The organism is Propioniciclava tarda (assembly GCF_900182665.1).
GTDB lineage: Bacteria > Actinomycetota > Actinomycetes > Propionibacteriales > Propionibacteriaceae > Propioniciclava > Propioniciclava tarda.
The window spans coordinates 310,752-324,311 of sequence record NZ_FXTL01000002.1; the positions used below are offsets into that span (position 1 = coordinate 310,752).

At 69.0% G+C, this 13,560-nt stretch carries 11 protein-coding genes; 4 read left to right on the forward strand and 7 right to left on the reverse strand.

Annotation, left to right across the window (positions count from 1 at the left end; all coding sequences use genetic code 11):
• Window positions 1-4 precede the first annotated feature (4 nt).
• The 3 genes from FN821_RS03375 to FN821_RS03385 form a co-directional block, all read right to left on the reverse strand.
• Window positions 5-499 (reverse strand): beta-class carbonic anhydrase, encoded by a 495-nt coding sequence (locus FN821_RS03375; protein ID WP_206661971.1) that lies wholly within the window; start codon window positions 497-499, stop codon window positions 5-7.
• A gap of 31 nt (window positions 500-530) precedes the next feature.
• On the reverse strand, window positions 531-2,696 hold the full coding sequence (locus FN821_RS03380) for a beta-glucosidase family protein (protein ID WP_131171131.1): 2,166 nt from the start codon (window positions 2,694-2,696) through the stop codon (window positions 531-533).
• A 76-nt stretch (window positions 2,697-2,772) separates the two neighbouring features.
• Window positions 2,773-4,872, reverse strand: coding sequence for a DNA gyrase/topoisomerase IV subunit B (locus tag FN821_RS03385; protein WP_131171132.1), 2,100 nt, complete (start codon window positions 4,870-4,872; stop codon window positions 2,773-2,775).
• Window positions 4,873-5,067: 195 nt separating this feature from the next.
• On the opposite strand from FN821_RS03385, the gene FN821_RS03390 reads away from it, so the two are divergent.
• The gene (locus FN821_RS03390; protein WP_131171133.1) at window positions 5,068-5,259 is read left to right on the forward strand and encodes a DUF7455 domain-containing protein; all 192 of its coding nucleotides are present in this window, start codon (window positions 5,068-5,070) and stop codon (window positions 5,257-5,259) included.
• A gap of 54 nt (window positions 5,260-5,313) precedes the next feature.
• On the opposite strand, the gene FN821_RS03395 is transcribed toward FN821_RS03390, so the two are convergent.
• A complete protein-coding gene (locus FN821_RS03395) occupies window positions 5,314-6,294 on the reverse strand; it encodes an LLM class flavin-dependent oxidoreductase (protein ID WP_131171134.1) in 981 nt (326 codons plus the stop codon).
• A 33-nt stretch (window positions 6,295-6,327) separates the two neighbouring features.
• Here FN821_RS03395 and FN821_RS03400 point away from each other — a divergent pair, with 33 nt between their 5' ends.
• Entirely contained in the window at window positions 6,328-6,843 is a 516-nt protein-coding gene (locus FN821_RS03400) for an O-acetyl-ADP-ribose deacetylase (RefSeq protein ID WP_241660073.1), read from the forward strand.
• A 12-nt stretch (window positions 6,844-6,855) separates the two neighbouring features.
• On the opposite strand, the gene FN821_RS03405 is transcribed toward FN821_RS03400, so the two are convergent.
• Window positions 6,856-7,374 (reverse strand): GNAT family N-acetyltransferase, encoded by a 519-nt coding sequence (locus FN821_RS03405; protein ID WP_131171135.1) that lies wholly within the window; start codon window positions 7,372-7,374, stop codon window positions 6,856-6,858.
• A gap of 334 nt (window positions 7,375-7,708) precedes the next feature.
• Entirely contained in the window at window positions 7,709-9,232 is a 1,524-nt protein-coding gene (locus tag FN821_RS03410) for an RNA polymerase sigma factor (RefSeq protein WP_131171136.1), read from the reverse strand.
• A gap of 88 nt (window positions 9,233-9,320) precedes the next feature.
• On the opposite strand from FN821_RS03410, the gene FN821_RS03415 reads away from it, so the two are divergent.
• Window positions 9,321-11,453 (forward strand): S9 family peptidase, encoded by a 2,133-nt coding sequence (locus tag FN821_RS03415; protein WP_131171137.1) that lies wholly within the window; start codon window positions 9,321-9,323, stop codon window positions 11,451-11,453.
• A 191-nt stretch (window positions 11,454-11,644) separates the two neighbouring features.
• Window positions 11,645-12,592 carry a sigma-70 family RNA polymerase sigma factor gene (locus tag FN821_RS03420; protein ID WP_421958037.1) on the forward strand — a complete coding sequence of 316 codons (948 nt, stop codon included), beginning with the start codon at window positions 11,645-11,647 and terminating at the stop codon, window positions 12,590-12,592.
• An 83-nt stretch (window positions 12,593-12,675) separates the two neighbouring features.
• Here FN821_RS03420 and FN821_RS03425 read toward each other — a convergent pair whose 3' ends face one another.
• Window positions 12,676-13,560 (reverse strand): acyl-CoA thioesterase, encoded by an 885-nt coding sequence (locus FN821_RS03425; protein ID WP_131171139.1) that lies wholly within the window; start codon window positions 13,558-13,560, stop codon window positions 12,676-12,678.

A 13,560-nucleotide genomic window follows, 5' to 3' on the forward strand; every position in this document is an offset into this window, starting at 1 on the left:
GAGCTCAGACCTGACGCTCGAGCAGCCCGGTTTCCACGTCGTACAGGAAGCCGGCGACCTTGGCGTAGGGCCCGATCAGCGGGTGCGAACGGACGGCTTCGACGTCCGCTGCGAGGCGTCCGAGTTGGTCGGGGTCGACACCGAAGTGGAAGTCGCCGGTGTCGATACCCGTGGTCTCCAAGATGACGTCGCGGGTCTGCGCCTCGGTGCGCGACGCAGCGGCGCACTTGGTGTGCGGGATGATCAAGATGCGGTTGACCTCCAGGCGATGAACGCCCATCACCATGCCGGCCAGGGCGTCCGGGGTCAGGTGGCTCCCGGGGGTGCGGAGGATCTTGGCCTCCCCCACCCGCAGGCCGACCATCTCGAGCGGCTCCAGGCGCGAGTCCATGCACGTCAGGATCAACACGCCCTCGTGCGCGATGCCGTCGAAGCCTCGGGGTGCCGACTTCGCGTAGCGTCGGTTGGCCGCGAGCAGGTCGTCGAATTCCTTGGTCACGTGCGACAGACTAGTCCTCGGACCCGGCGTGTCAGACGTTGTCCCGCACGTGTACCAGCCCACCGTGGGGCGTGTCCGCGCTGGAGGTGCCGACGTAGAACGCGTAGTCACCGCTGACGACCTTGAAGCGCCTTTCGGCGTAGTCCCAGACGCCCAGCGGATGATGGCTGGCCGCAGGGTCGATCCGCACGCTGACCGCCTTGGTCTCCCCCGGCTCGCAGGTCACCTTCGAGAAGCCCACCAGGCGCTTCGGTGGCTGCCCGGCGACCGGGATGCCCACGTAGACCTGGACGACGTCCGCGCCGGCCCGCGTCCCTGTGTTCGTGAGAGTCGCAGTGATCTCGATCACGTCGTCCCCGCCAGACACCGACGGGCTGACCGCTACGTCCGAGAGGTCGAACGTCGTGTACGACAGGCCGTGACCGAACGGGAACAGCGGCTCGATCCCCTGCCCTTGGAACCACCGGTAGCCCATCTGCAGACCCTCGGAGTAGCGGATCGTCGGGAAGCCCTCCCCCTCATCCACGCCGGGGTAGCGCTCGGGGCGCCCGGCGTACAACAGGTCGTCCGCGCGGGCGGCGTACGTCGTGGGGACCTTCCCCGAGGGGTTGACCACCCCGAATAGGAGGTCGGCGACGACATGGCCGTCCTCGGAGCCCTGATTCCAGGCTTCGAGCACGCTGGACGCCTCCGCGATCCACGGCATCAGCACGGGCGTCGAGTCCTTCAGCACCACCACGGACCGCGGGTTGGCCGCCAGCAGCGCGGCGATCATGCGGTCTTGATCGTGCGGCAGGTGGGCATCGGGCGCGTCCGCACCCTCGCTCGCCACGCAGCCCGCCATGATCACGACGACATCGGACGCCGCCGCCGCGGCCAGGGCGTCCGGCAGGTTCGCGAGATCGTCCGCAACGGTGACGGTCGACACGGACGCCGTCGAGCCCAGCGAGCCGAGGACGTTCCGCAACCCCTGCAGCGGCGACACGGTGTAGAGCGGCGTCACCTTGGAGGACCCACCGCCGCCGTTGCACGCCTCGTCGACGAACGTCGATTGGCCGATGAGCACGATGGAGCCGACCGCGCCCGAGTCCAGGGGCAGAAGGCCTGTGTCGTTCTTGAGGAGCACCGCCACCTGCCCGCCGATGCTGCGGGCGATCGCCCCGTGGGCGTCCGCGTCGATGACGCCTGGCGCGTACGGGCGCTCGAACTGGCCGAAGCGGAACATCTGGGTGAACCGGCGTACGAGGGCGCGATCGACGGTCTCGATCTCGAGCGACGTGTCTTTCAGCGCGGACGTCACGTTGGCCTCGTTGAGCCACTTGGAGTCGGGCATCTCGTGGTCCATGCCTGCCGTCAGGGACGCAGCGCACGAGCGGCACGACCAGAAGTCGGATTGGACGTAGCCCTGGAAGCCCCACTCGGTGCGCAGGATATCGGTCAGCGTGTGCCGGTTCTCGGTGGCGTACGTGCCCCGGATGCGGTTGTAGGCGCTCATGATGGCGCCGATCTCGGCGTCCTTCACCAGCATTTCGAACGGCAGGAGATACAGCTCGCGGAGCACGTGTTCATCGACCTCGACGTTCACCCGGAACCGCTCGACCTCCTGATCGTTGACGACGTAGTGCTTGCCCATGGCGATGACGCCGTGGGCCTGGATCGCCTTGGCCACCTCGACGCCCATGACACCGGAGAGGTACGGGTCTTCCGAGAAGTACTCGAAGTTGCGGCCGGCGATCGGCGTCCGGTGCAGACAGACCCCCGGCCCCTCGAGGACGTGCTGGCCCAGGGTGGCCGTCTCGGAGCCGATCACGTCGCCATACTGGCGGGCCAGGTCCGGGTCGAAGCCCGCGGCGAGGGCGATCGTCATGGGCAGCGCCGTGGCGGCGGGGCTCGGGTGGCCGTCACCCATCCCGACGCCGACGGGGCCGTTCGTGATGCGGAAGCGCGGGATCCCCAGCTCGTCGATACCGGTCACGTGCCGCTGGACCTGCAGTTGGGCCATGAGCTGGTCCTGCTCCTCGGCCGACATCGCGTTGATCTGCTCCAGGGTGGGCAGCGAGTAGATGTCGATCGTGTTCATTGCTCCGTGCAACTGAGCGATCTTCTGCTCCAGCGTCATCGCGCCCACCAGGAGCGTCGCTCGGTCCTCAGGCGTCCGCTGGGTGTCCAGCCACGGCCGCGTTGCGGTATCAGTCATGCCCGAAGGCTAGGCCGCGGTCGCGGCGTCCGCCTCAGATTGCCGTTTGGTGCACGGCCGGACGCCGACGGCGCGGCTAGGCGTCGATGCGGTCGGCGTCCAGGGCGTAGGCGCCCTCGATGATGAACTCCTTGCGCGGCGCCACCTCGTTGCCCATCAGCTTCTCGAAGGTGGCGATGGCCTGCTCCAAAGCCTCGCCCTCCTCGACCGTGATGCGGCGCAGCGTTCGGTGCTTGGGGTCCATGGTCGTCTCAGCCAGCTGGTCGGCGTCCATCTCGCCGAGGCCCTTGTAGCGCTGCGGCTCCTTGAACGAGATGCCCTTCTTGGTCAACTCGGCGAGCTTGCGGGCGTACTCGGCGTCGGAGTATGTGTAGATGTACTTCTCCTGGCCCTTCTTGGGGTTGGTGAGCTCGAAGCGGTGCAGCGGCGGGACGGCCGTGTACACCCGGCCGGCCTCGATCAGCGGCTGCATGTACTTGAAGAACAACGTGGTCAGCAAGCAGCGGATGTGCGCGCCGTCGGAGTCGGCGTCCGCCATGAAGATGACCTTGCCGTAGCGCGCGGCGTCCACGTCGAACGTGCGCCCGGAGCCGGCCCCGACCACCTGGATGATCGAGGCGCACTCGGCGTTCTTGAGCATGTCGCCGACGGACGCCTTCTGGACGTTGAGGATCTTGCCGCGGATGGGCAGCAGCGCCTGGAACTCGGAGTTGCGGGCGTGCTTGGCGGTGCCGAGCGCCGAATCGCCCTCGACGATGAACAGTTCGGTGCGATCCACATCGGAGCTGCGGCAATCCGACAGCTTCGCCGGCAGCGAGGACGACTCGAGCGCCGACTTGCGGCGCTGGTTCTCGCGGTGCGCGCGGGCAGCAACCCTGGTCCGGGCAGCGCCGACCACCTTCTCCATGACCGACCGCGCCTGACCTCGCTGGGCGGCCTTGGTGCTGGTCAGAAAGTCGCTGAGCTGCTTCTCGACGATCTTCGTCACGAGACGGGCGACCGGCGGCGTGCCGAGGACCTCCTTGGTCTGGCCCTCGAACTGCGGCTCCGGCAGCCGCACCGTCACGACGGCGGTCAGGCCCTCCAGGATGTCCTCCTTGACGACCTCCTCGGACGCCTTGAGGATCCGGGTGCCATCGAGGCCCTTCGCGAACGCCCGGACCAGCCCGCGCTCGAAGCCGGACACGTGGGTGCCGCCCTTCGGGGTGGCGACGATGTTCACGAACGACTGGACCTTCGGCTCGTAGCCGGTGCCCCAGCGCAGCGCGATATCGACGTCGAGGGTGCGCTCGACGTCGGTGGCCGTCATGGCGCCGGAGTCGTCCAACATGGGCACCGTCTCGGTGAAGGTGTCGCTGCCCGCGATGCGCAGGACGTCGGTCACCGCGGGGTCGCTGCTCAGGAACTCGCAGAACTCGGAGATGCCACCACGGAACTGAAACCGCTCGTGCGCTCCGTCCGGCGTCCGGTCGTCGCGGATGTCGAGCGTGAGGCCGGGGACCAGGAACGCCGTCTGCCGCGCGCGCGCCGTGAGCTGGGTCATCGAAAGTCGGGCGTCCGCGAGGAAGATCTGCCGGTCGGGCCAGTAGCGCTGGCGCGTCCCGGTGACGCCCTTGGCGACGCGTCCGACCTTGCGAAGGCCGGGTTCCGGCGTGAAGGGCGCGTCCGGGCCGTCGCCATCGAAGCGCCCCGGGACGCCGCGGCGGAACGACGTCGCCCACGTGGCGCCGTTGCGGTCGACCTCGACGTCCAGGCGCGACGAGAGCGCGTTGACCACGGACGCCCCCACGCCGTGCAGGCCGCCGGTCGCGTTGTACGAGCCGCTGCCGAACTTCCCGCCGGCGTGCAGTTTGGTGAAGATGACCTCGACGCCCGACAGCCCGGTGCGGGGCTCGGTGTCGACCGGCATGCCGCGGGCCACGTCGGCCACCGAGATCGAGCCGTCGCGGTTCAGGCTCACCGTGATGGTGTCTCCGTAGCCGCCCAGGGCCTCGTCGACCGAGTTGTCGATGATCTCCCACAGGCAGTGCATGAGGCCCTTGGTGTCGGTCGAGCCGATGTACATCGCCGGGCGCTTGCGGACGGCTTCGAGGCCTTCCAACACCAGCAGGTGGCGCGCCTCGTAGTCGCGCGTCTCTGCCTTGGGTCGGGTCCCCCGTTGAGCTGTCGTGGTCACCGGGCGAGCCTACCGGGGACCTCAGACAGGCCGACTCCGACACGTCGGACGCCAGCCGCCCGGACGCCTCCTCCCCGGTTCGGGTTGGAGACGGCGGTAGTGTCTGGGGTGCCACGGGAATGAAGGCCTCGACCGAATCGTTGAGGGTGCGCACGGATGAACCGATGAGCCATCCCGTGACAGGAAGGAAGTCTGATGACCACCACCATCGCCGAGCCGTTGACCGCCGCCGATCGTTGCGATCGCTGTGGAGCCCAGGCCTACCTTCGCGTCACCCTGGCCTCCGGAGGGGAGCTCCTCTTCTGCGCCCATCACGCGCGCGCCCACGAGGACAAGCTCAAGCAGGTAGCCCTGAACATCCACGACGAGAGTGCCAAGATCTCGTAGGCCTGAAGGACTCCACAGGAGCCGGTTCCCGCCTCGGGCGGGGGCCGGCTCTTGTCATGCGGTCAGAAACCGCAGCGTGGCGATCCTGCTGGCCACGTCGAAGGTGGCCCCGGTCACCATGACCTCCTCGGCTCCCCCGCGTTCGACGAGGTCGTTGATACCGGCGGCGACGGCGTCCGGTGTGCCGACGAAGTTGACCGCCGAGATGCGGGACGCGTCCGGACCGAGCCGCGCGGCGGCGTCCTCGGGGCTGACGATCGGCTCGCGACGTCCTTCGCGCATCCCCAACCACCGGACGCGGGCCGGACCCGCCAAGAACTGGGCTTCGGCGTCCGTGGCGGCGGCGATCGCGGAGACGCAGATCATGCCGTGCGGCGTCCCGAGGCCTTCAGCAGGACGAAACTCGCGTCGATACAGGTCCAGCACGGACGCCGGATCCAGGTCGCCGAAGTGCCCTGCGTAGGCGTAGCGGACGCCGAGACGTCCGGCCAGGCGCGCCGAGTAGTCGGACGAGCCCAGCAGCCAGATCTCGGGGTAGCTGGACGCCGCGGGCGTCGCCCGCAGCTCGCGTCCGTTGCCCGCCTGGACGCCGTGCGGGCTCAGCCAGGCCCGGATCAGTTCAACCGACTCGTCGAACTCGTCCACCCCGCCGCGCTCGAGTGAGCGCCTCAGTGCCCAGGCCGTCAGCTGGTCGGTTCCGGGCGCGCGTCCGATGCCGAGGTCGACGCGGCCGGGATACAGGGCCTCGAGCGCGGCGAACTGCTCGGCGACGACGTACGGGCTGTGGTTGGGCAGCATCACGCCGCCCGATCCCACGTGGATGCGCTGGGTGTGCGCACCGAGGGCGGCGATCAGCACGGCCGGACTCGTGGCCGCCACCGACTCCATGTTGTGGTGCTCGGCCGTCCAGAACCGGAGGCAGCCCAGCTCGTCCGCGGCCCGGGCGAGGTCCAGGGTGGCGGCGAAGGCGTCCGCTGTCGTCATACCAACCGAGACGGTGGACAGGTCGAGGACGGAGAGGGGCACGGACAGCATTCCTGCACCCTAACGGCTCGCCACAATGGTGGGGTGCTGACCATCGAGGCCCGGCTGGGCGACATCACCCGAGAGGACGTGGACGCTATCGTCAACGCCGCGAACTCCACGCTGCTGGGCGGTGGCGGCGTCGACGGCGCGATCCACCAAGACGCCGGACCACTCCTGCTGCAGGCCTGTCGCGCTCTCCGGCGTAGCCAATTCCCCAGGGGGCTCCCCGTCGGGGACGCCGTCGCGACCGACGCCTTCGATCTTCCGTGCCGCTGGGTGATCCACACCGTGGGACCGAACCTGCACCGGGGGCAGGACGACCCGCAGCAGCTGGCGTCCTGCTTCACCCGCTCGCTGAACGTGGCCCGCGACCTCGGGGCGAGGACCGTCGCGATCCCGGCGATCAGCGGGGGCGCCTACGGGTGGGCCATGGATGACGTCGCCCGGATCGCCGTCGACGCGGTGCGCTCCTGGCCGGGCGGCACGGTCGAGGTCGTCCGGTTCGTCTTGGCGAGTCGGGCTGCTCTCGACGTCTTCACCGCTGCCCTGGAGGCCTAGGACGCCGCCGCGTCAGGCCGCGTCGTCAGTCGGCGCAGGTCGGAACATCCGAACCTGCCGCCCGCCCGGCCAGCCGGGCTCGATCGGCCGGGACACGCCGTCCAGCTCGAAGCCGTTCTTCCGGTAGAAGGCGATCGCCCGATCGTTGCCCTCGATGACCCACAGGTACGCCGGCAGATCGTCGGAGATCGCGCGGTGTAGCAGGGCGTCCGCGAGCCCACTCCCCTTTGCGGCGTCCAGGACATACAGGGTCTTCAGTTCCAAGGACGCCGGCGCGTCAGCCTCTCCGGCGGCGTCCGCGTGCGCGACGGCGACGATCTCGCCGGCGGCGTCCACGCCGAGCCAGAACGTCACGCCACGGTCCAGCATCGCGGACGCCCAGCGCTCCGCCACAGCGGGCGCCCAGGCTTCGGCATTCGCGACGACGTCGTCCGGCAGGACGCCGGCGAACGACTCCCGCCACGCGTGGGCACGGACGCGAGACGCGGCGTCCAGATCGGACAGCCGTGCCTCGCGAATCTTGAACGCCATGTCAGAAGGACGGACGCGGGGCGCTGGCGGCGAAGACCGACGCTGCCACGACCAGAACGAAGGCGACCACAAGGGCTCGCCCGACCCACGCCCGTGGGCGACGCCCGACCAGCCTGAGCACCGTGAAGACGAGTGTCACGGGGCAGAGCTCGCCGTTCACGACGGCCAACGCAACCAGCCTCGGGTCAACGTAGGTCCGCCACGCGACGTCTTGTCCGGCGTCGGCACCGCGTACCTCGTGACGCTGAGATCACCCAAGAGCACTGCGATTGCCCCCAAGACGACCGCCATCAGACCCCAGCCCAAGAGGAATCCCCTGCGATCGCGAGCCAGATCAGTCGAGGTAGTCACGAAGGACTTGCGAGCGCGACGGGTGGCGCAGCTTGCTCATCGTCTTGGACTCGATCTGCCGGATCCGCTCGCGGGTCACCCCGTAGACCTTGCCGATCTCGTCCAGCGTCTTCGGCTGGCCATCGGTCAGGCCGAAGCGCATCGACACCACGCCGGCCTCGCGCTCGCTCAACGTGTCGAGGACGTCGTGTAGCTGCTCCTGCAGGAGGGTGAAGTTCACGGCCTCGGCGGGAACGACGGCCTCGGAGTCCTCGATGAGGTCGCCGAACTCGGAGTCACCGTCCTCGCCCAGCGGGGTGTGCAGCGAGATCGGCTCGCGTCCGTACTTCTGCACCTCGACGACCTTCTCCGGCGTCATGTCGAGTTCCTTGGCGAGCTCCTCGGGCGTTGGCTCGCGGCCGAGATCCTGCAGCATCTGCCGCTGGACGCGGGCCAGCTTGTTGATGACCTCCACCATGTGCACCGGAATGCGGATCGTGCGGGCCTGGTCGGCCATGGCGCGCGTGATGGCCTGCTTGATCCACCACGTGGCATAGGTCGAGAACTTGTAGCCCTTCGTGTAGTCGAACTTCTCGACCGCACGAATCAGGCCCAGGTTGCCCTCCTGGATCAGATCGAGGAACAGCATCCCGCGTCCGGTGTAGCGCTTGGCCAGCGACACCACGAGGCGGAGGTTGGCCTCGAGCAGGTGGTTCTTGGCGCGGCGTCCGTCTTCGGCGATCCAGTCGTAGTCCTCGACGTCGGTGTCCTTGACCTGACCGACGGTCATCGACTCGTCGGCGAACAGGCCGGCCTCGATGCGCTTGGCGAGCGACACTTCCTGCTCGGCGTTGAGCAGGGCGACCTTGCCGATCTGCTTGAGGTAGTCCTTGACCGGGTCGGCGGTGGCGCCCGCGGCCATGACCTGCTGCTCCGGCTCGTCGGTGTCGTCGGCGTCCGAGACCACGAAGCCCTCGTCCTCGGCGACGATCTCCTTCTCGTCCTTCTCGGCCTCGGCGGTGTCGAAGGCGCCCTCGTCGATCTCGTCCAGGCTGCGCTTCTTGCCGCCGACCGTCAGGACGACGTCGTCACCTTCGCGCTCGAAAGCCACGGCCTCGACCTTTCCGGTGGTGACGTCCTCGACGGTCAGCTCGTCGACGATCAGGTCCTCATCGATCAGCTCGTCGACGACATCCTCGTCGACGAGATCGGGCTCGACGTCCTCGTCGTCCGCCTCGGCGGGCTCGGCGACCTTCGCGGGTTCCTCGACCACGGGCTCTGCGACGACCGGCTTGCGCGTCCGGCTCCGCACGGCCTTGACCGGGGCCTCGGTGGCCTCGGACGCCTCCGGGGCGGCGGTCGGAGCGGGCTTCCGGGTCCGGCGCGGCTTGACCTCGGCCGTCTCGACGACGGGCGTGGACGCCTCGGCGGAATCGACGGTGGCAGGTTTGGACGCGGAGCGTGGAGTCACGGAGGGCCTCTCGGACGAGTTCCAGATTTGGGCGCGCAATAGACGGGACGTGTCAATACCCGCGCACGTGCGTCAGTCTGCCACGCTCCTGCCGCCAGCCCAAATGCGCGGGCCGACGAGCTGCCGCGCCCCTATCCTGGCGGGCATGGTCGATCGCGAAGGTTCACCCGTCCCGCCCGATGCCCCCCAGGTGCCTTTCGTTCGCGAGTTCCACGGCGATCGAGTCGAGGACCCCTACCACTGGATGGCCGACAAGTCCGATCAGCGTTTCCTCGACTACCTGGCCGCGGAGAACGCCTACACCGACGCCATGACCGCCCACCTCGGACCCCTGCGCGAGGACCTGTTCGAGGACATCTCGAGCCGGACGAAGCAGACCGACCTCTCGGTGCCCGGCTTCATCACGCACGTGGGCGGACGGTCCTTTTGGTACTACACCCGGACCACGGAGGGCCTCGACTACCCGGCCCACTACCGCCTCCCGGCGACCGATCGGGACCACATCCCGGACGTCACCCACGCCCCCGCCGGCGAGCAACTGGTCCTCGACGTGAACCAACTGGCGCAGGGCACCGACTTCCTCGCACTGGGTTTGGCCGACCTGTCCCCCGATGGCAACCTCATCGCCTACTCCACGGATACCGAAGGCGACGAACGCTTCGACCTGTACGTCATGGATATCGACAGCCGCGAGGTGGTCGCGGGGCCGATCGAGGGTGTCGGCGGAGGCGGCACCTGGATCACCGACGAGTACCTGCTTTACCTGCGCATCGACGACAGCTGGCGTCCGCACGAGGTGTGGCGGCATCGGCTCGGAACGCCCGTCGCCGAGGACGTCTTGGTCTACCGCGAAGATGACGAGCGGTTCTTCGTCGCGGTGGACGCCTCCCGCGATCGCGCCTTCACCCTCATCGAGGTCGCGTCCAAGATCACGGGAGAGACACACCTGATTCCAGCCGCGGACCCGACGGCGGGCCCTCGCTGCGTCGCGCCCCGTCGTGATGGCGTCGATTACACCGTCGAGGTGGCGCCGGACGGGCTGTACATCGTGCACAACGCCGACCATCCGCAGTTCTCGCTGTCGAAGGCCCCGCTGGACGCCTCATCGCCCGCTGACTGGCACACGATCCTCGCGGGGTCGAACGACCGCCGACTCCTCTCGGTGGCCGCCTACGCGCGGGGTCTGGTCGTGTCTCACCGGACGGCCGGCCTGTCCGGGGTGGCCTTCCTGCGCTCGGACGCCGACGGCTCGCTGGGTCCGTGGCAGGACCTGAGCTTCAACGAACCGCTCTACGCCGTGGACGCCGCCGCCGACCCGGACTTCCACGCCGATCGGTTCCGGCTCAGCTACGAGTCGATGGTGACTCCGCTCAGCGTGCTCGAGTGCCGCCTGGACAGCCTCGAACTGACGACCCTCAAGCGGACGCCTGTCCTCGACCACCCCCGCTGGGGCGCCTACGACCCGAGCGACTACGTGCAGGAGCGGCTGTGGGCTCAGGCGGACGACGGCACCGCGGTGCCGCTGTCGGTCGTGCGGCGACGCGACACGGCGCTGGACGGAACGGCGCCCGGGCTCTTGTACGGCTACGGCGCGTACGAGGTCTCGATGGACCCCTTCTTCAGCATCGCCAGGCTGTCGTTGCTGGATCGTGGCTTCGTCTATGCGATCGCGCACGTCCGCGGCGGAGGCGAGCTGGGCCGCCCCTGGTACGAGCAGGGGCGACTCCAACACAAGCGCAACACCTTCACCGACTTCCTCGCCTGCGCCCGGACCCTCCTCGACGGCGGCCACGTCGCACCCGGACGCCTCATCGCCGAAGGGGGTTCGGCGGGCGGACTCCTGATGGGCGCCGTGTTGAACCTGGGCGCCGAGCTCTTCTGCGGCGTCCACGCCGCGGTGCCGTTCGTCGATGCGCTGACCACGATCCTCAATCCCGAGCTGCCCCTGACGGTGGTCGAGTGGGACGAGTGGGGCAATCCGCTGCACGACGCGGACGCTTACGCCTACCTGAAGAGCTACTCCCCCTACGAGAATGTCGCGCCGGGCCGACGCCCAGCTCTGCTCGTGACGGCGGGGCTCCACGACACGCGCGTCGAGGTCACCGAGCCGGGCAAGTGGGTGGCTCGACTTCGAGACCTGGCGGTCGCGGACACTGGCTCCCCCATCCTGCTCAAGACCGAGATGGCGTCGGGGCACGGCGGGGTGTCCGCCCGCTATCAGGCGTGGAGAGACCGCGCCTTCGAACTGGCCTGGATGATCGACCTGGTCGCGCGCTGAGCCCGGCACCTGCCTTCTGACAAGGCAAGGAGCGCTCACCGCATCGGCCCACGGTCTGATTCTTGCCTCCCACTGGTGGCCGAATTGGCCCTCTCAGGGGGCTGCTCAGGGTCGGTTCGGGGCGCCGCCCGAACAATTCGTCGGTGCCGGACGTTGTACTTCAAGCGTACGAAGCGAAAGGGACCCCGATGATCTCCACAGCCCACCGCCAGCGGTCAACCGATGGAATCGAAGGCCGCGACGCCGTCGGCTTGTACCTCGACGGCATCGCCAAGACGCCACTGTTGACCGCGGAGGAAGAGGTGATCCTCGCCCGTCAGATCGAGGCCGGACTCTTCGCGCAGGCGATCCTCTCCGGCGAGGTCGGCGACGACGAGCGCGGGCTGGGTGCCGTCGAGGCGTCCGAGGATGAACTCCGTCAGATCGCCAGCACCGGCGAGGAGGCCCTGCACCGCTTCATTACCGCCAACCTCCGGCTCGTCGTGAGCGTCGCCCGCAAGTACGGCCGCTCGCAGATGCCGCTTCTCGACCTGGTCCAGGAGGGCAACACCGGCCTCATCCGCGCCGTCGAGAAGTTCGACTACACCAAGGGCTTCAAGTTCTCGACCTACGCCACCTGGTGGGTGCGGCAGTCGATCTCGCGGGGCATCGCGCAGCAGGCTCGCATCGTGCGGCTGCCCGTGCACGTCGCCGAGCAGATCAACCAGGTCTCCGCCGTCCGGCGCAACCTCGAACGCAAGCTCGGTCGCGAGCCCGAGGTCGAAGAGATCGCAGCCGAGCTGGGCCACGACGTCGACCTGGTGATCGACTTGCTGCGCCTGGCCCGCGAGCACGTCAGCCTGGACGCCCCGGTCGAAGCCGACGGCGACACCGCGCTGGGCGACCTCCTGGCGCGCGACACGTCGCCCGGCCCCGACGACCTCGTGTTGGACGCCGTCGACCGCGAGCGGCTCGAAGACCTGCTCGGCACGCTCGACCCCCGGTCTGCCGACGTGGTCCGCCGCCGCTACGGCCTGCTGGACGGCCGTCAGGCCAAGCTGGCCGACATCGCCTTGGTCTGGGGCATCACCGCCGAGCGCGTCCGCCAGATCGAACGGCATGCCATCTCCAAGCTCCGCGACCGCAGCATGGCGGCGTAGGCAGCGCCCCTGCAGGCGGACGCCTGCTCACGATCGCGAGGACCCTGGCAATCCCCCCGCCGGGGTCCTCGCCCTCTCCGGACTCACTTCAGCCAGGTGATGTCTTCGGGTGCCTCGTCCTCGGGCAGCACCCGGATCAGCCCCTCCTGCGCGCAGGACGCCCCCAGGACGCCGCCCGCGTAGAGCCGGCCGGTGGAGAACCCCAAGCCGTTGGACGCCGACGGCGACTGCTGGTCGTACAGGACCCAGCCGTCCGCCCGGATCGGCCGGTGGAACCACATCGTGTGGTTGATGGTGGCCATCTGCATGCGCGGGCTGTAGAAGTCGATGTCGTGCGGCACGGTCGCGACGGCCAGGATCGTCAGGTCCGACGCGTAGGCCAGGATCTCCTGGTGGACGCGGGGGTCGTCGCCCAGAGAGTCGACGGTCTTGACCCAGACCGTCATCCGGGCCGTCGCCTCCAGCGGATTGGCCAGCGACGAGTCGACGTAGCGGACGTCGAGGACGCCCCACTCGTCCTCCCAGTGCTGACGCCCCGCCCGGGATCTGCGGGCCAGGATCTCGGCCAGCGGCGGGCACTGATCCGGCGGGATCGGCGGGGCGTACGGCGCCAGCTGATGATCCAGGCCGACCTCGGGCGTCTTGAACGAGCCCGACATCACGAAGATGTCGCGGCCGGCCTGGGTGGCGACCACGCGCCGCGTCGAAAAGCCGCGTCCGTCGCGGGTGGCGGTGACGTGGTAGTCGATCGGGGCCGACGTCACCCCCGGACGCAGGAAGTAGCTGGACAGCGAGTGACACAGCCGGTCGTCGCCGATGGTCGCGTAGGCCGCCGACAGGGCTTGGGCCAGCACCTGCCCACCGAAGGACCGCTGCATGTGCGTCGCGGGGTGCTGGCCGCGGAAGACCAGTCCGCCTCGGGGCTCGAGCGTCAGGATGTCGAGCAGTTCGTCCACGCCCTGGGGCAC

Excerpts from the sequence above, each read along its gene's own strand:
- FN821_RS03380 (WP_131171131.1), bottom strand. The coding sequence starts at position 2,696 with ATGACTGATACCGCAACGCGGCCGTGGCTGGACACCCAGCGGACGCCT.
- FN821_RS03390 (WP_131171133.1), top strand. The coding sequence starts at position 5,068 with ATGACCACCACCATCGCCGAGCCGTTGACCGCCGCCGATCGTTGCGAT.
- FN821_RS03395 (WP_131171134.1), bottom strand. The coding sequence starts at position 6,294 with ATGCTGTCCGTGCCCCTCTCCGTCCTCGACCTGTCCACCGTCTCGGTT.
- FN821_RS03405 (WP_131171135.1), bottom strand. The coding sequence starts at position 7,374 with ATGGCGTTCAAGATTCGCGAGGCACGGCTGTCCGATCTGGACGCCGCG.
- FN821_RS03415 (WP_131171137.1), top strand. The coding sequence starts at position 9,321 with ATGGTCGATCGCGAAGGTTCACCCGTCCCGCCCGATGCCCCCCAGGTG.